The sequence below is a fragment of the Carnobacterium mobile DSM 4848 genome (genome assembly GCF_000744825.1).
Classification (GTDB): domain Bacteria; phylum Bacillota; class Bacilli; order Lactobacillales; family Carnobacteriaceae; genus Carnobacterium_A; species Carnobacterium_A mobile.
In genome coordinates, this window is record NZ_JQMR01000001.1 from 878,279 (window position 1) to 899,393 (window position 21,115).

At 35.1% G+C, this 21,115-nt stretch carries 20 protein-coding genes; 3 read left to right on the forward strand and 17 right to left on the reverse strand.

Going from position 1 to position 21,115, the window contains the following annotated elements:
- Positions 1–10: 10 nt before the first annotated feature.
- The 5 genes from BR87_RS03985 to BR87_RS04005 all read right to left on the reverse strand — a co-directional run bounded on the left by BR87_RS03985 (position 11) and on the right by BR87_RS04005 (position 6,342).
- The gene (locus tag BR87_RS03985; protein WP_035028967.1) at positions 11–1,594 is read right to left on the reverse strand and encodes a peptide chain release factor 3; all 1,584 of its coding nucleotides are present in this window, start codon (positions 1,592–1,594) and stop codon (positions 11–13) included.
- Positions 1,595–1,727: 133 nt separating this feature from the next.
- Positions 1,728–2,285, reverse strand: a complete 558-nt coding sequence (locus tag BR87_RS03990) for a thermonuclease family protein (protein ID WP_035028970.1) — start codon at positions 2,283–2,285, stop codon at positions 1,728–1,730.
- 389 nt (positions 2,286–2,674) lie between these two features.
- The gene (locus BR87_RS03995; protein ID WP_035028972.1) at positions 2,675–4,033 is read right to left on the reverse strand and encodes an FAD-dependent oxidoreductase; all 1,359 of its coding nucleotides are present in this window, start codon (positions 4,031–4,033) and stop codon (positions 2,675–2,677) included.
- A 143-nt stretch (positions 4,034–4,176) separates the two neighbouring features.
- Positions 4,177–5,286, reverse strand: a complete 1,110-nt coding sequence (locus BR87_RS04000; RefSeq protein WP_035028974.1) for an AI-2E family transporter — start codon at positions 5,284–5,286, stop codon at positions 4,177–4,179.
- An 18-nt stretch (positions 5,287–5,304) separates the two neighbouring features.
- Positions 5,305–6,342 (reverse strand): M42 family metallopeptidase, encoded by a 1,038-nt coding sequence (locus tag BR87_RS04005; protein ID WP_035028976.1) that lies wholly within the window; start codon positions 6,340–6,342, stop codon positions 5,305–5,307.
- Between the two features lie 151 nt (positions 6,343–6,493).
- On the opposite strand from BR87_RS04005, the gene BR87_RS04010 reads away from it, so the two are divergent.
- Positions 6,494–6,943, forward strand: a complete 450-nt coding sequence (locus tag BR87_RS04010; protein WP_035028979.1) for a GNAT family N-acetyltransferase — start codon at positions 6,494–6,496, stop codon at positions 6,941–6,943.
- A 66-nt stretch (positions 6,944–7,009) separates the two neighbouring features.
- On the opposite strand, the gene BR87_RS04015 is transcribed toward BR87_RS04010, so the two are convergent.
- The 6 genes from BR87_RS04015 to yjbM form a co-directional block, all read right to left on the reverse strand.
- Positions 7,010–7,267, reverse strand: coding sequence for a DUF3006 family protein (locus BR87_RS04015; RefSeq protein ID WP_035028982.1), 258 nt, complete (start codon positions 7,265–7,267; stop codon positions 7,010–7,012).
- Position 7,268: 1 nt separating this feature from the next.
- Positions 7,269–8,279, reverse strand: a complete 1,011-nt coding sequence (locus tag BR87_RS04020) for a ComEC/Rec2 family competence protein (protein WP_035028985.1) — start codon at positions 8,277–8,279, stop codon at positions 7,269–7,271.
- A 95-nt stretch (positions 8,280–8,374) separates the two neighbouring features.
- Positions 8,375–9,739 carry a magnesium transporter gene (gene mgtE, locus BR87_RS04025; protein ID WP_035028990.1) on the reverse strand — a complete coding sequence of 455 codons (1,365 nt, stop codon included), beginning with the start codon at positions 9,737–9,739 and terminating at the stop codon, positions 8,375–8,377.
- 33 nt (positions 9,740–9,772) lie between these two features.
- On the reverse strand, positions 9,773–10,663 hold the full coding sequence (locus tag BR87_RS04030) for an RluA family pseudouridine synthase (protein WP_035028992.1): 891 nt from the start codon (positions 10,661–10,663) through the stop codon (positions 9,773–9,775).
- Positions 10,653–11,465, reverse strand: coding sequence for an NAD kinase (locus BR87_RS04035; RefSeq protein WP_035028995.1), 813 nt, complete (start codon positions 11,463–11,465; stop codon positions 10,653–10,655). Before BR87_RS04035 ends, BR87_RS04030 begins: the two co-directional genes overlap by 11 nt.
- Before the next feature lie 32 nt (positions 11,466–11,497).
- A complete protein-coding gene (gene yjbM, locus BR87_RS04040) occupies positions 11,498–12,163 on the reverse strand; it encodes a GTP diphosphokinase (protein ID WP_035028998.1) in 666 nt (221 codons plus the stop codon).
- 494 nt (positions 12,164–12,657) lie between these two features.
- Between yjbM and BR87_RS04045 the strand changes: the two genes are divergently transcribed.
- On the forward strand, positions 12,658–13,248 hold the full coding sequence (locus BR87_RS04045) for a CYTH domain-containing protein (RefSeq protein ID WP_035029001.1): 591 nt from the start codon (positions 12,658–12,660) through the stop codon (positions 13,246–13,248).
- Positions 13,249–13,413: 165 nt separating this feature from the next.
- A complete protein-coding gene (locus BR87_RS04050) occupies positions 13,414–14,085 on the forward strand; it encodes a DsbA family protein (protein WP_051929654.1) in 672 nt (223 codons plus the stop codon).
- Between the two features lie 57 nt (positions 14,086–14,142).
- Here the strand turns inward: BR87_RS04050 and pepF are convergent, their stop codons facing one another.
- From pepF to BR87_RS04080, 6 genes are all read right to left on the reverse strand, one after another.
- Positions 14,143–15,969, reverse strand: coding sequence for an oligoendopeptidase F (gene pepF, locus BR87_RS04055; RefSeq protein ID WP_035029004.1), 1,827 nt, complete (start codon positions 15,967–15,969; stop codon positions 14,143–14,145).
- A gap of 83 nt (positions 15,970–16,052) precedes the next feature.
- On the reverse strand, positions 16,053–17,234 hold the full coding sequence (locus tag BR87_RS04060; RefSeq protein WP_035029007.1) for a competence protein CoiA: 1,182 nt from the start codon (positions 17,232–17,234) through the stop codon (positions 16,053–16,055).
- 129 nt (positions 17,235–17,363) lie between these two features.
- Positions 17,364–18,029, reverse strand: coding sequence for an adaptor protein MecA (locus BR87_RS04065; protein ID WP_035029010.1), 666 nt, complete (start codon positions 18,027–18,029; stop codon positions 17,364–17,366).
- A gap of 227 nt (positions 18,030–18,256) precedes the next feature.
- Positions 18,257–18,655 (reverse strand): transcriptional regulator SpxA, encoded by a 399-nt coding sequence (gene spxA / locus BR87_RS04070; protein ID WP_035029013.1) that lies wholly within the window; start codon positions 18,653–18,655, stop codon positions 18,257–18,259.
- A 413-nt stretch (positions 18,656–19,068) separates the two neighbouring features.
- A complete protein-coding gene (locus tag BR87_RS04075; RefSeq protein ID WP_035029016.1) occupies positions 19,069–20,013 on the reverse strand; it encodes an ABC transporter ATP-binding protein in 945 nt (314 codons plus the stop codon).
- Between the two features lies 1 nt (position 20,014).
- Complete coding sequence (locus BR87_RS04080) at positions 20,015–21,109, reverse strand: ABC transporter ATP-binding protein (protein WP_035029019.1); 1,095 nt, start codon at positions 21,107–21,109, stop codon at positions 20,015–20,017.
- Positions 21,110–21,115 lie beyond the last annotated feature (6 nt).

A 21,115-nucleotide genomic window follows, 5' to 3' on the forward strand; every position in this document is an offset into this window, starting at 1 on the left:
GTTAGATGTTTTATAGTAATGCTGTCAATTCAACATCCGGGTATTTATCAGCAAACCATTGCATCGCGAATTGGTTCTCAAATAAAAATAACGGTTGATCATAACGATCCCGAACCAATAAGTTTCTGCTGGAAGACATATTAGTATTCAAGTCTTCCGGTTTGATCCAACGAGCAATTTTATTGCCCATCGGTGTCATAATAACTTCTGAATTGTATTCATGCAACATCCGGTATTGGAAAACTTCAAATTGTAATTGGCCTACTGCACCAAGAATATAATCTTCTGTATGGAAGGTTTTATACAATTGAATAGCACCTTCTTGAACCAATTGTTGTACACCTTTATGAAATGATTTTTGTTTCATCACATTTTTTGCCGAAACTTTCATAAAAATCTCGGGCGTAAATTGTGGCAGTTTTTCAAATTCAATATCTTGTTTGCCTTCAAAAAGCGTATCGCCGATTTGGAAATTCCCGGTATCATAGAGACCAATAATATCTCCAGCTACAGCATTTTGCACCGTTTCTCGACTCTCTGCCATAAATTGTGTTGAATTGGAAAGCTTGATTTTCTTTTTCGTTCGAGCAAGGGTAACATCCATTCCTCGATCAAATTCCCCAGAGCAAATTCGAATAAATGCAATCCGATCTCGGTGAGCTGGGTTCATATTGGCTTGAATTTTAAAAATAAAACCTGAAAATTCATCATTAGCGGCTTCTATAATGTCTCCATCTCTGTCTTTATGAGCTGACGGACTAGGAGCAAATTGAATAAATGTGTCTAAAAAAGTCTGCACTCCAAAATTGGTTAAAGCAGAACCGAAGAAAACAGGCGTCAATTCCCCTTTAGCAATTTTTTCTTCTGAAAATTCATTGCCTGCTTCATTTAATAGTTCAATGTCCTCCAGTGCTTGATCATACAATGTTGATTTTTTGATTGGGTGATCGCCTTCTATCTCACCAGCAGCATTTAATTCAACTATCTTTTCGCCGTTTCTCCCATTTATCTCAGGATGATGGATTTCAATTCTTTTATTGTAATTATCATATAAACCTAATAAACCTCTTCCCATTCCAATAGGCCAGTTCATAGGGTAAGAATCAATTTCTAATACTTCTTCCAATTCTTCCAATAATTCCAACGGCTCTCTTCCATCACGATCCAGTTTATTGATAAATGTAAAGATAGGAATACCACGCATTCGACAAACTTGAAACAATTTCTTTGTTTGAGGCTCAATTCCTTTACCGCTATCAATTACCATCACTGCACTATCAACGGCCATCAATGTTCGATAAGTATCCTCAGAAAAATCTTCGTGTCCAGGTGTATCTAAAATATTGATTCTTTTATCTTTGTAATCAAATTGCATAACTGAACTCGTAACAGAAATTCCACGTTGTTTTTCAATTTCCATCCAGTCAGATGTTGCAAATTTCCCTGTTTTTTTCCCTTTTACAGTCCCAGCTTGACGAATGGCTCCACCAAAAAGTAATAATTGTTCTGTGATAGTTGTCTTTCCGGCATCTGGGTGGGAAATAATTGCGAATGTTTTTCGCGATGCTACTTCTTCTTTTAACGTTTGTTCCATTATTATTAATCCCTCATTCAAATCATTTATTTAACCTTCTATATACTTAATGGCATGTCGTTACATGTCAACACCCTTTTCTTATCATTAGTCAAGTTATTATAACATATTCATTAACAGAATTTTATTTTTTTTATTTTTCATTAAATCCATATTCTCCAACGTAATTTTTAATAGACCAAATGTTTAATTGTTCTCTTGCCGCTACTTGTTCAGCAGCCAACAATTGATCAAGATAAACTTCCTGACCCTCTTCATATCCAACCCTTGCTAAGCCTTCTTGAACCAATATTTCTTGCACTAATGTGCCATCAGCAAACAAATAGGCCAATACTCTTCCATATTTATCTATTCTTTTTTGAGTAGGTTCATATTCGATCGTAAGTGTTTTCCCTTTTAAATAATTAATTAAAAATTCTTTTGCCTCTTTACCGTAAGGTTGTACAGAACCTGTTTTAGTAGTCGAACTTTCTGGAGTATCAATTAAAAGCAAGCGCATTTTATACTCTTGGCCTGCTTCTTTAAAAACGATGGTATCTCCGTCAATTACCCGTTGTACTTCTATAGAAGCGCGATTATCTGCTTGATGCTCGGAAGGAGTTTCTTTTGCTGTATCCATTACAACATAATTTCCTGTCAGAATAAGTAAGATGACTACAATCCCTGAAAGCATTTTTTTATTCAGTTTCATAAACGTCCCTTTCTTAGTAGAGCGATTCTCTTCAGAATTAAGGTTAAGAGCAGAAAAACTAAGAATAAAAAGGTCTTATGTACCTCCTCTTAACAAGTTTCAGCATCTTTTATCTCCTGAAAATTACCCACTCACAAAATATCTGATTTGTACTTTATCCTGTCTCTTCATGTGTTTTTCAAACAAGATAAAGAGCCAGTTTGAATTTTAGCATAGGTACTCAGTAAAAGACAGAGTCTAAAAATCTTGGATCAACACTGCTTCTGAAATTTATTTCTATCCGATAGATTTTGATTCCTCTTCTTCTTTCCTTAAACTAAAACCAAAAAGACATGCTGATAGGATATACAGCACGTCTTTTTGGTTTACTTATTATTCTAAAATCTTACTTATTTTTCAGCTAATTTTCTTTCTTGTTCTACAGCTGCTTGCGCTAATATGTTCAAGTAATTCCATGGACGGTCAAAATGAGGTTGGAAGAAGAAATCAACATAAGCTAAATCTTCAATTGTCATTTTGTTTTGAATAGCCAAAGATAATGTATTTGCAGATTGTGTTACATCATATTTAGACATGATTTGTCCACCAACAATTCGTGTTGTGCCTACTTCGTATACTAATTGCATCAATACTTCTTCAGTTGTCGGCATAAATTCTGGGCGGTAATTATCTTTAACTAAAACAGAACGGACCTCTAAATCAAAGTGTGGTGCACCACTTGTTGTAACACCTGTTGAACCGATATTATATCCAAACAAATACAAACCTGAAGTAGATTGTGTTCCTCTGTATTTAACTTTTGGTTCTACAATGTTTTTCCCAACTAAGGTTCCCATACGAACCGCATTTGTAGCTAACGGAATGTATGCATGCCCGCCATTTGGATTATAATTAACTGCACAACTATCTCCAGCAGCATAAATATCTGGGTTGCTCGTTCTCATATAATCGTCAACAATGATTGCGCCATTTGGCAGCATATCTACTTTGTCTTTCAACAAATCATTATTTGGACGGAAACCTACACACATAATCACTAAATCGGCTTCATATTCCCCTTGGGCAGTCAATACGGATGTTACTTCTCCCGCTTCGTTAGCAGTAAATCCATTAACCGCTTGGTTTAAAGCTAATTTCACTCCGCGTTCTTGCAAGTCATTTTCAAGCACATCTGTAAACTCTTTATCTAAATATTTATTTAAGATGCGATCCAGACCGTCAATCAGAGTGACTTCTTTACCAGATTCAGCAAATGCTTCTACTAATTCGATTCCAATATAACCGCCGCCCACAATTGTGATTTTTTTAGCATCAGTTGCTTGAGCAATTAATTCATTTGCTTGGTTATAATTTTTACACAAAAGGATTTTTTTATAATCAATTCCAGGAATTGGAGGAATGATTGGCCAAGACCCTGTAGTATTGACTAGCTTATCATACGATTCTTCAAAAATATCTCCTGTTTTCATATCTTCCACAATAACTTTTTTAGCATCTGTATCAATTTCTTTTACATTGTGTTCCATTTTAACTTTGGCACCCATGGATGCTAGTTCTTCAGGGTTGGAATAAAACAATCCTGCTGGATCTTTCACAACACCGCCAACGTATAAAGCGATTCCGCATGATAAAAATGAAATATTGTCATTACGTTCGAAAACGGCTACTTCTGCTTCTGGATTTTCATTTAGGATGGTTTTAACCGCTGATGTACCTGCATGCGTACAGCCAATTACTACTACTTTCATCTTGTATTTCCCCCTATTAGAATCTTATTATTGATTGATTCTCTTATTTATAATATTTACTAGCAGCTGGTGCTTTTCTTCACTAACTACTAGTACACTATATCACAAACTCTAGAAATGTCAAAACATTATGAAGGATTTCACTATTTTTTTTCAAGTTGTACGCTTTGATGCTTCTTTTTAATATTGTACATGTCCTTTAGATACATGACTATTGTCTTAACTACTGCGTAGAAAGGAACACCTAATATCATGCCTAAAAGTCCTGCTAGTTTTCCGGCTACTAACAAAATAACAATAATCGTTAAAGGATGAATTGCAAGAGTTTTCCCAATGACATTTGGAGAAATGAAGTTCCCATCTATTTGTTGAACGACTAAGACAACCAATACGACTAATAATGCTTTTGTAGGAGAAATCGTCAAACCAATAATGACTGCTGGTGCTAACCCAATATAAGGCCCAACATACGGTATAATATTCGTCACTCCTGCAATAAAGCCTAATAATAGAGCATAAGGCATACTGATAATCAAATAACCGATAAATGTAAACATCCCCACTAGTAAACAAACTAAAGCTTGTCCGCTGATATAAGAAGCAATCGTATTATTCATTTGTCCAAACAATTCAATCATTTGTCCTCGATATTCTTTTGGAAAAAACTTAGCTACTGCTGGACGAAAATGCTGTCCATCTTTAAACATATAAAACAAAATAATGGGAGCAGTAAAAACAACGATTGTTGCATTTGCTACAGCTCCGAAAATAGATCCCACGCTGTTTGTAATTCCAGAAAAAACAGTGTTGGCTATATTGCTGATAGACAAATCCATTTTATTCACAGAGTTTTCTAAGTCAAAGTCAGCTAACCAAGGCTGCTGTATAATGCTTTTAGAAAAACTTTCTAATGATTCCATAAAACTCGGAATATTTTTTACTAATTGTCCAACTTGGTCAACTAAAGTGGGAACGACTAAAACACCTAAAAATACTAACAATCCTAAAAACAACAGTAAAATAATCAGAATACCGTACTTTCTTTGTATCTTTAATTTTTCAAGTAAATTAATTAAAGGATTTAGTAAATAATATAAAAAACCTGCCACTAATATCGGAGTAAATAATGTAGTGACAAAGGTGATCAGCGGCTGGAAGACAAAATTGATTTTCATTGACATATAAATCAACGTCGCAATAACTAGCAGCCAAGTTGACCAAAACATCAACTTCGATTTTCTAAAATAGTCCATTTTCATCTTCCTCTCTTTCTACTCAAACATATCCTGCAGTAAATAGTTCCATACTAATTGTTCCGTTGCTTTGATTGACGATTCATGTGTGCGTTCATAAGCATGACTAGCATCAATTCCTGCTCCAACTAAAGCGTGACGCACATCTGCTCCTGCTTTCATAGCAGCTGAAGCATCGCTTCCATAATAAGGATAAATATCTAATTGGTAAGGAATATGGTTGTCTTCACATAATTTCGTCAGTTGTTTTCTCAGTTGATAATGGTAAGGACCACTTCCATCTTTTACACATATGGAAACTGAGTATTCATCTGTCTGTTGATCATCTCCTATGGCTCCCATATCAACAGCTAAGTATTCTGTAACTTTTTCTGATATATTAGAATTTCCTCCATATCCGATCTCTTCATTATTTGAGATAAGAAAGTGAGTAGTGTATGGCAATTCTATGTTATCTTCAACTAATTTTTCTAAAAGATTCAACAAAATGGCTACACTTACTTTATCGTCTAAATGGCGTGACTTAATAAAACCGCTTTTAGTTATTTCTGTCCGCGGGTCAAAGCTGATAAAATCTCCAACTTCAATACCTAATTGTTGGGTTTCTTCTTTTGATTGTACTTTTTCATCAATTCGTATTTCCATGTTCGTTTGGTTTCTTTCGGCTGTCCCTGCTTCTTTATAGACATGAACGCTTGTTTGATGCATTAGAATCGTACCTGTGTATGTTTTTCCTGAAGCCGTATGAATAGTACAATACTCTCCTTCAATCGCGTTATAACGAAATCCGCCAATCAAATCCATTTTTAAGCGTCCATCAGGTTTAATTGCACGCACCATTGCTCCAAGTGTATCTACATGAGCAGTTACAAAACGCTGATTTTGATGATTTTTTCCTTTTACAGTGATTAATAAACTTCCTTTATTGTTTGTATTTGCTTCATACCCTAAAGCCGTTAACTCCTTTTTTATCATTCCAATAATTTCGCTTGTATTCCCTGTTGGAGAAGGAATGGCGGTCAGCTTTTTTATCCATTCTAAAGTCTTATTATTCATCGTTTTTCCTCCATTCTTTATTACTTGTATAAGTATAAGCTATTGCCTATCAGAAATAAAGAAATTAACTAGATAGAAGATCCTCACTAGAATCACTTACTTTTCTATGGTACCCTTAACAGCATAACAAAATAGAAAGAAGGAACATTTTATGAATTTTTCCTGGTCATCTGATTTAAATTCAAAAGTTTATAAAGACGGGTTAACTATTCGGAATCGTGTTTTCGTAAAAGAACAACAGGTTCCTGCAGAAATGGAAATAGATGAACTAGAAGATCAAACTATTTATGTAGTTGGTTATTTAGACGATACTCCTGTAGCTACAGCCCGGCTTTTCCCTATTGAGCAAAATACTTATAAAGTACAACGTGTAGCTGTTTTAAGTAATCAGCGCGGGAAGCAGCTTGGGAAAAAATTAATGTTGGAAATTGAACGGTATGCTTCTGAAAATGGCCGGAATCGCTTAATATTAGGTGCGCAAGATCATGCTATTGGTTTTTACTCGGCTTTAAATTATTCAATCATTAGCGAAGGCTACTTAGATGCTGGAATTCCCCACCATGACATGGAAAAAAAATTAGCAACAATTAAAAAACCTTAAAAAATGTTTTTAAGGTTTTTTAGTATGTTTTCTATAAAAATGATTTGCCTACCATTCAAATAATGATCATTGTTGTTCTTTTGTTCGTTTAAGCAATGCTTCTCGCTTTGCTTTCATCCGTTCCATTCTTTGCTCTTTTTCATTAGATAACAAAATGAGTTCTTGGATTCTCAGTGTGTCTTTTTTTTGGTAAACCACTTCAAAAACATCACCTAAAGTGCATTCATCAGGAAGATACTGGAGATTTACGTGAATGGGATCACTGCCATCATCAGGAACAAGCCGTGCTACCTCTCCTTCAAACTCCTCAAGAACTGCTTTCATTTTAATGCGCTCCTTTCTCTGTAACAACGCTGTAAGTTCCCTTCGAATCTACATTAACCGTTATGGTTCCATCCTCTATCGTTCCGTAAATTGGGACACTTTGATGGTTGAGCCGCTCTAACGTTTCTTTGTTAGGATGCCCGTAACTATTTGATTCTCCTGCTGAGTAAACACTGATTTGCGGTTCAATCGCTTTTATCCATTCTTCGCTCGTACTACTTTTCGAGCCGTGATGTCCCATTAAAAGAAGAGTCGCTTTTAAATCAGCTCCGCTCTCAATAATTTCATTTTCAACTCTTGCTGAAGCATCTCCACTAAACAAACCGCTAAAGTTAGCAAATGTAATTTTAGCTACAATCGAATCATCGTTAGGGTTGTTTTTCGAGACCATCGTTGGGTTAAGTATTTCAAACAGGAAAGGCCCTACTTGATGTTCCTCTCCGCTTTTCGGCTCCACATAACGTGCATTACTGTCGCTAATAGCATCAAGTACACGTTCATATATTTTACTCGTTGCATCATAGCCATTCATCCATACTTCTTTAACATCATAATACTGCAAAACTAAGTCGCCATATCCAATGTGATCTGAATCGTTATGGGTAAAAATCAACAGATCTATTTTCCCGCCTGTTCCGATATAGCGGTCTAAATACGTTAAGATTTTTTTATCTTTATCTTCATAGCGCCCTGTATCAATTAAAATATTAGTCCCGTCTTCTGATTGAAGCAAAGTAGCTGAACCTTGCCCCACATCTAAGAAGTAGAATTGGCTTGTTCCTTTAAGTGCTGTTTCTCCTTTAAGGTATTGATTATCTGTTTGAAAAACATGCATGAATTCCTCTTTAAATTGCTCCAACTTTTCGAGAAGTGAATAGCCTGAGTTGTCGCTTTTCCCTAAAGCTAGGCCGAAAACAAATGAAAACAAAATGATAAAACTCATTAACGTTAATTGAGTCCGTTGTTTTTGTTGCTTTTTAGTTAATTTTTTCTTTTTCTTTCGATAAGCCACACCTATTCAATCCTTTACTGTTAAAAGGATGAGACAAAAAGTCCCATCCTTGTATTTTCTAATAATTGCACTGCTCAAAAAAGTCACTGTCTTCTTTAAACAAAAAATGGCATAAAGTAAGCAGCTATATTAAAATAAATCAAAACACTGGTTAAGTCACTTAATGTCGAGATGAACGGCCCGCTTGCAACAGCCGGATCAAAGCCTATTCGATCCATTAATATCGGAATTAAACTTCCGGCTAAGTTGGCGACTACAATTGCGAAAAGCATAGCAGTACCAATTACGAAGCCTAAAATAAAATTGTGTTGCCAAATACCGATAACAGCAAAAATCGTTACCCCTGTCGTTAAACCAGTGACAATTCCTGTCAGTACTTCACTAAGAATCAAACTTGCAAATCCTTTAGCTTTGTCGTCATTATCAGCTAGTTTTCTTACAGCAACAGCTAATGATTGTGTACCCGCATTACCAGCTGTACCGGTTATCAAAGAGATAAAAACGGCTAGGATACTGGCTTCACTTACTAATACTTCGTAACGACTAATCAATGTTGCTGTTCCCATACCTAAAAATAATAATGTAATCAGCCATGGCAAGCGTTTAGATGCCGCAATAAAGGGATTTTCTGATTGTTCTCCGACGTCGACCCCAGCCAACCCTGAATAATCGCTAGCTGCTTCTTCGTCAATAACATCGATAATATCATCAACTGTGATGATCCCTAATAAGTAATCATCTTTATCAATAACAGGTACTGCTAAAAAGTTATAGTCTCTAATCGTTTTAGCTACGTCATTTTGATCATCAGTAACATAGACTGAAATTGGGCGATCCCCCATTACATCTGCGATCAATTCATCGTCTTCATGAGTGATCAATTCTCTTAAAGAAATAACGCCGACTAACTTTTCAGCCGTATCCACTACATAAATATAGTAAATCGTTTCTGCTTCTGCAGCCTTATTTTTTAAAATTCGCATAGCAGAATGAATCGTTTGATTAGCTGCTACCGAAACATATTCAGTCGTCATGATTGAACCAGCAGTTTCGTCTTCATAATGCAATAGTTCTTTGATTTCAGCAGCGCTGTCAGCTGTCATTAGATTGAGGTATTTGCGTAAATCTGCCTTTTCTAATTGATTTAAAATATCCACCGCATTATCTGTAAACATTTCGCTAAGCATATCCGCCGCGTACTGTGGATCCATTTCTTTCAAATACACCTCAACAGATTCTTCATCTTCTTCAAGGATTTCGAACATATCGGCCATTTCTTTCGGAGAAAGATAGTAATACATTCTCTGCCGCTCTTCTTCAGTTAAGGAAAGATAATACTGTCCCTGTTCGTATTCGTGTAAAGTAAGAAACTCCGAACGAAATTCTTTGAGTTTTTCTTCAGCTAAATAAGTTTTTAGTAAATTTAATTTTTCTTCTATTTCTAGTTGTGCTTCATTCAAAAATAGCTCTCCCTTCTAGCAGTTTCACGGTTTTTATTGCTGTTTGAGCCATTCAGCCATGTCGTCAGGACAGGCTGCTGTTAACACAATCTGCTTTTGTGTAAATGGATCGATAAAATCCAATTCACGGCAATGTAAGGCTTGTCTTTTAATCCATTGATTCTTTACTCCTCCATAAAGATCATCGCCCATCAGCGGATGTCCAATGTGTGCAAAGTGTACTCGGATTTGATGCGTTCTCCCTGTATGCAGCTGAATATCTACTAAAGTTGCATCATCAAATTCTGTTTTTACCCAGTATTCTGTTAAAGCCGTTTTACCGCTTGGGTGCACGATTCTCTTGATTATCGAATCTTCTGGCCTAGCAATTGGAGCTTCAATCACTCCATGTTGGCTTCCTGCTAACTTTCCTGTTAATAAAGCCATATATTTTTTATGCAACTGTTTATTTCTTAGTTCTTTATCTAATAAAGCATGCGCATACCCATGCTTAGCAAAAAGCATCAACCCAGTTGTGTCACGATCTAGACGCGTAACGATGTGGATAACTTGGTTTTGATAGCCTTGTCTTACATAATACCCTTTTACACGGTTTGCCATCGATTCTTTTGGATGGATTCTTGATGGAATAGAAGCTACTCCAAAAGGCTTATTCACCACTAAAAAGTGTTCATCTTCATAAACGATTTCAATCGGAATATCGACGGGGACTGTTGTGTCATGGCCCTCTTCATTCGGGATCGTGACTTCTACTAAATCATTTTCCTCCAAACGGTAAAGAACGTTTTCTACTTGGTGATTAACTTTGATTTCTCCGCCTTGAAACTTTATTTTGGCCAATAAACCGCGCGAGATGCCTTTTTCCGCTAAAAAAGCTTTAACTTGTTTTTTTTCGAAAGACTCGTGTACCCAACTAAACTTCATATTTATTTTTCGCTCCAATAAATGCGTCTTCTACTCGGCTCCAGAAATGAGTGTGTCGATACCGGGCAAAGTGAATCCGTTCGTTTGCTATTCGATATTGTAGTTCAACAATATTCTTTTCAGATGAAGACAATTGATCAACCGTTAATATAAAACCGTCTGTAGTGATTGGTTTTATTCGAATCCATTCATCTGGAGCTACGATCATTGGAGAACTTAATGTCCGGAAAACACGGTTATTAATAGAAGCAATTTCTGCTAATTGAATAGCCTCTAAACGTGGATGAATAATGGCTCCGCCTACTGATTTGTTGTATCCCGTTGAACCGGTAGGGGTCGAAACACAAAGGCCATCGCCTCTAAAACGTTCAAAGAGTTCATCTTTGACGAATACATCGCACACCATTGTACCATCCACCCGCTTCATCGTTGACTCATTCAATGCTAAGAAATGTGACGATTCCTTACGCCCTTGAAACGTTACCCGGACATCTAATAAAGGATAACTAATGCTTTCTCCTTTATCATTGACTAAGCTAGCCACTAATTCGGGTAATTCATAGTCGCGCCAATCTGTATAGAAGCCTAAGTGGCCGGTGTGTATACCGACAAAGCGAACAGAGTCCAACAGATGGGCATATCGATGGAATGCAGATAATAATGTGCCGTCTCCACCAATTGTGATAATCAAATCGGGATTACGCTTATCTATTGAAAAGTTGTTTTTAATCAACAATAATTTCAACTCTTCTGTTACAGCAAGAGATTTTTCATTATTATTATGCACAATGGCTATTTTCACACTTAGTTCCTCCTATGCTGAACGTTAAAAATCTATTCTAATTTCTTTTTATCATCAGTTTCCTCTAGACTGTTTCGCTTACTATAAGAAAACAGATGCTGAGCTTCTTGTATTTCTTCCCTGATCTCTGACATTTCCTCGTCTAATTGATAGACTGCTTCAGCCGCTCGCTTCAGGCGTACTTTAATATCTTCCGGAAATTCACCTTTATATTTGTAATTCAAAGAGTGTTCAATCGTTGCCCAGAAATTCATGGATAATGTCCTGATTTGTACTTCAGCTAAAATAATCTTTTCTCCATCAATTACTTGTACAGGATATTCAAAAACGACATGGTACGAGCGGTAACCACTCTCTTTCTGATTCGTAATATAATCACGTTCTTCTACTATTTTTATATCTTTCCGGTTTCTTAATAAACGTACGACTTCATGAATATCTTCTACAAATTGGCACATGATCCGTAATCCGGCAATATCTTGCATCTCCGTTTCGAGACGGTTTAAAGAGATGTTGCGCAATTCTGCTTTTGCTAAAATACTATCTACCGGCTTTACTCGTCCCGTAACAAATTCAACAGGTTTATGCAGATTTTCTTTTCCAAACTGTTTTCGGATTCCTTTTAATTTAACTTTTAACTCTTCTACTGCTTGTTGATAAGGTACTAAAAATTCATCCCAATTTTGATTTTCATCCATTGCTTCTACCTTCTTTATTTGTCATTTCAATGCCACTCCATTTAAAGAATGCATACAAATTCATTTTAACATATCCCACTTAAAATAAGAAATGAGCAAAACGTCTATTTTAAAATAAAGATAGCATTATAGTCACAGCATGCAGTTGTACTACTTTATACCAAACAATTCCTTTCCTTCATTTTTTAAAGAACTGCTTTTAAATAGAACCTTCATTCTTTTTATTTACGGGGACAATGGGTAGTGTTTGATACAGAAATATTTTTATTCAAAAAGTGAATCCATTTATAATACATAAATGTAGGTCATTTTTATTGCAACTTAATCGATTAGCGCGTAAATTTGATATATAAACTCCTCTTTTTTAGAATTTCGATCAACTTTAACACTTGGTCACTATTCTTTTTCGTAGTAGTAAATGAAGTAAAAACTTGTAAAGCTAGAAACGAGCTAGCTCTATTGGTCTAATTTAAATAAAATCAGGAGATGATGATATGAGCGAGCAACTCGAAATTGAATTTAAAAATGTCTTGTCAGCTTCGGAATACCATACTTTACTTCATTATTTCCAAGCTAAAGAAACAGACTTTTTCATTCAAGAAAACCATTATTTTGATACAGAAGAAAATGCTTTAAAACTTCTAGGGGCTGGATTAAGAATACGCATTTTATCGGATTCAGCAGAATTAACACTTAAAACGCCTGTTGAAAATAATTTATTAGAAACTACTGACACCTTATCTCTTGCAACAGCTCATGAACTCCTTTCAAAAAATAAGATTGATTTTCAAGGAGCTGTCGTTGAAAAATTAAGACAATTACAGATTCAACCAAAAGAAGTACATTTAATTGGATCGCTTAAAACAAAACGTTTTGAAAAAATGACTGAAAAAGGCTTGTTTGTTTTAGATCAAAGCTTTTATGACGAACAAGTAGATTATGAATTAGAACTTGAAGTAACAGAAGAAACAGTAGGAGAAAAAACGTTTAATGATTTTTTAAGAGAACATCAGATAGAAAGAAACCCTTCAAAAAATAAAATTGCTCGAATGCTGGCCTATGCTTCTACGGAAGATGCTTTTTAGAAACAAAAGTTTTTTTAATATGTGGCAATTTTGTTACAGTTTTATTTTTTCAAAGTATGTTCTAGGACATTTTATTACTTTTTTATAAATTTATTTGATACAGTATATATGTTGCTGACAGATGTAACATCGCTTCAAAAATATATAAAGTTAAGGTGAAATGAGATGCTCACAACTAAGTATTCCAAAAAAGGGAATCAGTTTAAACAAGTTATCGAAATTTATTTATTTATTAATCCTTTAGGATCAACCTGTTATGAAGCAGAAAAAGGATTATTAGACTTCGTAGAATCCAGAGAAGAAAAAGTTCACTTTCATTTTATTCCAGTTCATAATTTTAAGACATTTTCTGATTATATGAAAGCAAAAAAATTGCCTAAAAACAATTTGAATTTAAGAAACGAGCTTTTCTTTCAAATTTATGACGCTTGTTTAGCTTACGCGGCTGCCTCTATGCAAGGCAAGAAAAAAGGACGCGTATTTTTAATGGAATTACAACAAGCAATAACTGTAGGAAATCAGCCATTTTCACAAAAACTAATCCAAGAAACCGCCCAAAAAGCCAAGTTAGATATTCCAATGTTTTTAGAAGACAAAAAATCTGAATTTGCTAAAACAGTCTTTGAATCTGATCAAAAAATTGCTCGAGAAATGCAAGTTCTCAGTACACCTTCTTGTGTAGTGTTTAGTGATCAAACTAAAAACCATGGCGTCTTAGTCGAAGAAGAAATCACAATAGAATTGCTGCAAGAATTATGCAATGAAGCAGATACTACCAAACCAGTGCCTTATCGTGCTCTTTCTGATTTGAAAAAAAGCCACCTTCATGTTCTTTGATCTATACTAGCCTAAAAAAAGACTTCCTGCAGTAGCTGTAGGAAGTCTTTTTTTAGGCTATTCGTCCGTTTTTAATGTGCTTACCAATGCTTCTAATTCATTTAACCTTGTTTCAAAAACTTTCATTGCATCAGCGAGATAAGCTTTTTCCGTCATATCCACTCCTGCTTTTTTCATTACCTCGATTGGGTAATCACTGCTTCCAGATTTCAAATAAGTTAAATAATTTGTCAACGCATTGCCGGTTTTATCTTTCAAAATTTTATCAGCTAAAGCTGTTGCTGCTGAAAAACCTGTAGCATACTGATAAACATAATAGTTATAGTAAAAATGCGGTATTCTCGACCACTCTAAAGCAATTTCTGGATCTTCTTCAACTGCTGGCCCGTAATAACGGGTATTTAGAGTGCCGTAGTTCTGGTTTAAAAATTCACTAGTTAAAGGGGTTCCTTTAGCCGCTTCTTCATGAATGAAATGTTCAAATTCCGCAAATTGTGTTTGTCGGAAAATCGTTCCTTTAAACCCATCTAAATAATGGTTCAAAATATAGGCGCGTACCTTAGGATCATGCTGAGTTTCCAATAGATATTCCGTCAAAATATTTTCATTAGTTGTAGAAGCAATTTCAGCTAGGAAGATAGAATAATCGCCATAAACATACGGTTGATTAGAACGCGTAAAATAACTATGCACACTGTGGCCCAGTTCATGTACAAGTGTATATAAATGGTTTAAAGAATCATGCCAATTTAATAGAATATAAGGACTTGTTTCATAAGCGCCGGAAGAGTATGCTCCGCTTCTTTTCCCAACGTTTTCCACTACGTCAATCCAACGGTCTTCAAAAGCTTTTTCCAGTACAGAACGGTATTCTTCGCCTAATGGTTTTAATGCCTCTAAAGTAGCTGTTTTTGCTTCCTCATAGGTAAATTTAATACTGGCTTCTCCTGTAATAGGTGTATATAGGTCATACATATGCAATGTATCCACTTTAAGCAATTTTTTTCTTAATGCGACATAGCGGTGCAGCAAAGGCAAATTTTCTCCAACCACTTCTAGTAGTGTATCGTAGACTTTTTCTGGAATATGACCAGCCGACAACGCTGCTTCTCGGGCAGACTGATAATGGTGAATCGCTGCATTGTAATTATGATATTTAACATGAGAAGAGAGCGTGCTTGCAAAAGTATTATTCAACCCTTGATAAACTTTGTAAAGATTCTTAAATGCAGCTTCACGAACAGAACGATCTGTACTTTCTATTAATTGCCCATAAACACCATGAGACAATTGGATATCTTCTCCATTTTCATCTTTTATGGTTGGAAATTGAAGATCAGCATTATTCAAAACGTTGAACGTTCGGCTAGAAGCTCCAAAAATCTCTCCAGCTCCTGCTAAAAGTGCTTCTTCATTTGCAGATAAAACGTGTTCTCTTGAGAACGTTAATTGGTCAATAAAATGTTGGTACAATGCCAGCTCTTTATTTTCCTTTAAAAAGTCTGTTAATTTTTCTTCAGGTATTTCTAACAGTTCCGGTTCAAACCAAGAAATGGCTTCTCCAATTTTAGTTGCCAATAAAGAAGCGCGGTCATACATCGCTTGATAATCAGCATTTGTAGTATCCTGGTCATTTTTTAAGTGGGCATAAACGTAAATGGTCTCCAACTGATTTGAAACTTCTAAAATATATTCTATACTTTGTAAAAAAACAGCTGAACTTTCACCAAGTCTCCCTTTAAATTCAGCTACTTTTTCAATTTTTTTTTCTAATTCTTGATAGGATGTATAAAAGGCTTCATCTGATTCAAAAATAATTTCTAAATCCCAAGTTAATGCTTGAGGAACTTCTGTGCGTTTTGGTAATTTTTTAGATTCATTCATTAATATAACCCTCCTAAATTTTCATCACTTTCTAATTTTAACATAACTTTTAGATAAGTGCAGAGGAATTGGTGTTGTCTGTTTTATTTTATGAAGCAAGAAAAGTCTGTAAGCTTTTCTTGCTCACTTAAGTAAAAATGAGGCTCTGATAGAATCAACCATTGATTAGGTAAAACTTCTGCTAAAATGTTACATTGAACTAATAAGTGAATAAATGGATCGATTGCTTTTCTTTTTTCCGTTAAAGGAATCATCGGGGTCGAATAAAAAGTAAGGTGTTTATCTTTTATCATTTGTTTAAGCTGAGAAGTGATTTCCAATCTTGTGATGACAGTTCCTAAAGATTTTTTTGTAACCCATTCCAACAGAATGAATTTCCAAAAATGCGGGAGTGTTTTAATAATTAGTTTATTTTCAACCGGAAAGTAAATTTCTTTAGGAAGAGACACTAAGGAATGTCCTCGTTGATAAATATACTTTTGAAATAGTACCATTTCGGTTTCCTGGTACATTCTACTGCGGTTTAAGAAATGATGACTGGCTAATAATTCTTTGGCAATGATTTTATTTTTCATTTTTTTAAATTGGCGGTTCTGACAAGTAGTTTGTGTAACGATATCCGTTAAGGCGGTTAAATTGGATGAAGCTAATTTAACAAGTATTTCTTTGAATGCAACTGCAGATCCCAGCTGATTTTGTTGAATATCTGTACAGATGTTCAGTTGTTCACGGTAAACATCTAAAAAAAACAGACAATAGCCTGATTTCTTAAATTTGTACATAAACATTCGCTGAAAGGCAGATATGCTGCGAGTGAGTTTAAATTGTGACCCGAGTACCCAATATACTTCATAGTTGTTCTTTAGATATCCTTCCGTTCTTTCGACCATTCTTTCATGTGATAGCGAACTACATTGGAACTCAACAGCAACAGCTCTTTTTTCATTTAACCATATAAGCAGATCAGGACGTTGCTTTAATTCAGGTAAGTAGGCTTCTAATTGGCATGGGTATCCTTGTTGAATAAACCAATTGTATAAAAGCTGCTTTCCCAATACATGTTCCTCTGTTTCTCCTTCTGAAAACATTTGACAATTGGATTGAGCATAATGCGAAAAATGTGCTTGTTTTATTTTTCCTTTTTTCAAAAAAACTGGTGCTTTACATCCAGGACAACTATAGAGGTCATGTTTTGGTAACTGTTTCACTATTTTTATTTTAGCAGCATGGACATGCTCATTATCTTGGTTCAAAGCGATTAGCATTTATCACACTTCCTTTTTTTGCAGTTGTTTATACTATTCGCAAACCATCACGAATTTCTTTTAAAACCGCAAAAAAACTTCCGAAAAGATTGCTCTCTCGGAAGTTTTTATCTGTTGCTTAAAAAGCTATTATTTAAAATAGTAGCGTGTTAACTCCAATGCACTATTTTCCATAATCAATTGTCCATGTTCTGTCAGCACACCATGAGTGATCGGCGTTTTTTCTGCAAACTCTAACGCTAAAGAAATTTCTTCTTCTACACTTCGCTCAGTAGTTTCCTCAGTAAAAAATACTAAATAAAGAAAATAACTATTTTTATAAAAGTAAAGACTAGTTGCTGCATTATCTAAATATAAGCGTTTAGATAATGAAATCATATCTTCAAATTCATTAAAACGCAAAACAACTTCTTGAGTTGGTCTTTCTATCGCATTCAAATATTCTTCAATGTCATTTACTTGGTCATCTTCACTCAATTGTTTTTTTATGAGATCAGAAAAATTACCTGTATCAAAATTTTCGGAGGCAGAAGATAGATCAATATCTTCGCTTAGTGGTCCGCCCTTACTAATGAATAATTCTAATCCATTTCCATTCGGCAACACTTGAAACGTAATTGCATCGGATTCATGGAACTGTTCATCTACATCAACCTCTTCTAAAATACTGTAAAAGAAGTTTTCTATTTGTTTATGGTTGCCTAAAAGATCTAAAAAGGTAATGCCTCTTTCTTCTAGATCAGCACTTTCAATGAGTACACGGATTGTATTTTCATTTATATGTTCCATTTCCATAGTCCTACACCTCACTTCTTCATTTCCGCATTGTCTTTTGACAATAGCAGAAATATTTATACTAATTATTTTAAAGCAAATATATTAAATGTAAAGGTAAAAGTACTTAAAAACTAGCGTCTTACTAAATGTTTTATTTTCTAATTACATTGAGTAACAGTTAATAAAGTCCAACGTAAATTTCTTAATGAAATTTACGTTGGACTTTATTAACTTACTTTTCTTTTTTAATAACCTACAATTTGTTGAGCTAACTGCAATTCAAGAGCACGAACTTCTCTAGGCAAGAAGCGACGTATTTCGTCTTCGTTATATCCCACTTGTAATCTTTTGTCGTCTACCATAATTGGACGACGCAGCAATCCGGGATTTTCCTGAATTAAAGCAAACAAGTCTAAAAGAGGAAGATTGTCTAAATCAATATCTAAATCTTGAAAAACTTTTGAACGAGTAGAAATAATTTCTTCTGTTCCGTCTTCAGTCATTCGTAAAATAGATTTTATTTCAGAAACTGATAATGGTTCTGAAAAGATATTTCTCTCTTTATAAGTAATGTTGTTTTCTTCCAACCAAGCACGTGCTTTGCGGCATGAAGTACAACTAGGTGATGTGTATAAAGTAACCATATGTTATTCTCTCCTTTTTTAGGCGGATCGATCTAGCCAATAAAATGATTTTAATGACATCCTTAACTAACTGGCTTACAAGAACCATTATACACTGTTTATAAATAAAACGCCACCCTTTTTGTCGATTATTTGTCACTTTTGAGGTTTTTTCCTCACTTTTTTTCCTTTTAATTATTTTTCGTTCACATCTATTGCTTTAAAACGTTGTTAAATCAGCACTTTTTTATAAAATTGTATATTTATAAACATTATCATTAAGACATCAATACAAATAACAAGAGAAAGAAACTTAAATACATAAACAATACATTACATTTTTATGCATCTTTCAGGTTGCTCTAAACTGAAAATAAAAAAAAGCAAAGGAACTGTCCGATGAACGGGTCTCCTTTACTTTTTTCAGTAATTTTTTATTTTTCTGTGTAACTGGCCTTCTTAGCTTGTAAAGCTGCAACATCTGATTCACGGCAATAAACAAAATGTCCAGGTGTAATTTCCCTTAATTCTTCTGCCTCACCATTTGATTCTCTTGGAATGTATGGTGTTCTAACACGATTCCGTTCGTATTCAGGATCAGGCAACGGAACAGCAGACAGTAAACTTTCTGTATAAGGATGTAATGGACGGTTATAAACTTCTTCAGCCGACGCTAATTCTAATAATTTCCCGCTATTCATTACTCCGATACGATCACTGATATATTTTACCATTGATAAATCATGGGCAATAAACAAGAACGTTAAATCTTTTGTTTTTTGCAATTCCATCAATAAGTTTACTACTTGGGCTTGAATAGAAACATCCAATGCAGAAATAGGTTCATCTGCAATAATAAACTTCGGTTTAACCGCTAAAGCTCTGGCAATACCGATACGTTGTCGTTGCCCACCTGAAAACTCATGAGGATAACGAGATGCATGATCGGGATTCAGTCCAACCGTTTTAAGTAATTCATCCACTTGTTGGTTTCGGTCTTCTGTTGAAGTTGCCAAACCATGGATATCAATACCTTCAGCAATAATATCACGGATTTTCATTTTAGGATTTAATGAAGCATAAGGGTCTTGAAAAATCATCTGCATATCTCTTCTGAAACTCAGCATATCTTTTTTCCCTTTAATACTATGAACTTTAGTTCCTTCAAAATCAATCTCACCAGCTGTTGGATCATAAAGACGAATGATCGAACGTCCTGTCGTTGATTTTCCTGAGCCAGACTCTCCAACTAATCCAAAAGTTTCTCCTTTATAGATATCAAAAGTTACATCATCTACTGCGCGGACTTCGTTATTCGTACCTTCATTAAAGTATTGTTTTAATCCTTTAACTTCTAAAACCTTCTCTTTTTGTTTCATTTTAGACGCCTCCTTTTACTTCATTTTCGGCATTAGAAATGGAGGTTTCTTTCTTATATTGCGTTTTAGAAAATTTTTGTTCATAAATTTCTTGTCTTGCTTTGATTTCAGTAGGCGGCTCTACTGCTGGAGCATCTGGATGCAATAGCCAAGTAGCTGCATAATGCGTATCTGAAATCTTAAATAAAGGTGGTTCTAGTTCCGTATCAATTTTCATTGCATATTCATTACGTGGTGCGAATGCATCGCCTTTAGGAGGGTCTAATAGATCCGGAGGTGTCCCCGGAATCGCATACAAGGATTCTTTAATCTCCAATGTTGGCATTGAACTGATCAATCCCCAAGTATAAGGGTGACGCGGATTATAGAAAATTTCATCTACTGTTCCTACTTCAACAATTTTACCTGCATACATAACAGCAACACGATCAGCCACATTAGCTACTACTCCTAAATCATGAGTAATAAAAATGATCGAAGTAGAAATTTTCTTTTGGAGTTCTTTCATCAGATCAAGAATTTGAGCTTGAATCGTAACATCCAGTGCTGTTGTTGGTTCGTCAGCAATCAAAACTTCTGGATTACAAGCTAATGCAATTGCAATGACGATCCGTTGACGTTGTCCGCCTGAAAATTGGTGTGGATACTGTTTCATTCGTTTTTCCGCTTGTGGTAAGCCTACCAGTTTCAACAGTTCCAAAGCACGTTTAAATGCTTCATTTTTGTTTAATTTTTGGTGGAGACGAATCGGTTCAGCTACTTGCTTTCCAATTGTCATCGTCGGATTAAGAGAAGTCATTGGATCTTGGAAAATCATAGCAATGTCTTTACCACGGATACCTTGCATTTCTTTTTCAGATTTTTTAATCAAGTCTTTTCCGTTAAATAAGATTTCGCCCTCTTCAATATTGGCATTTTGAGAAAGCAAACGCATAATGCTACGTGTTGTTACTGATTTCCCTGAACCAGACTCACCAACAATTGCGAGCGTTTCTCCTTTTTTTAAATTAAAGCTGACACCGCGAATGGCTTTTACTTTACCAGCGTAGGTGTCGAATGTGATATTCAAATTTTTTACTTCTAATACGTTATTCATTCAGAT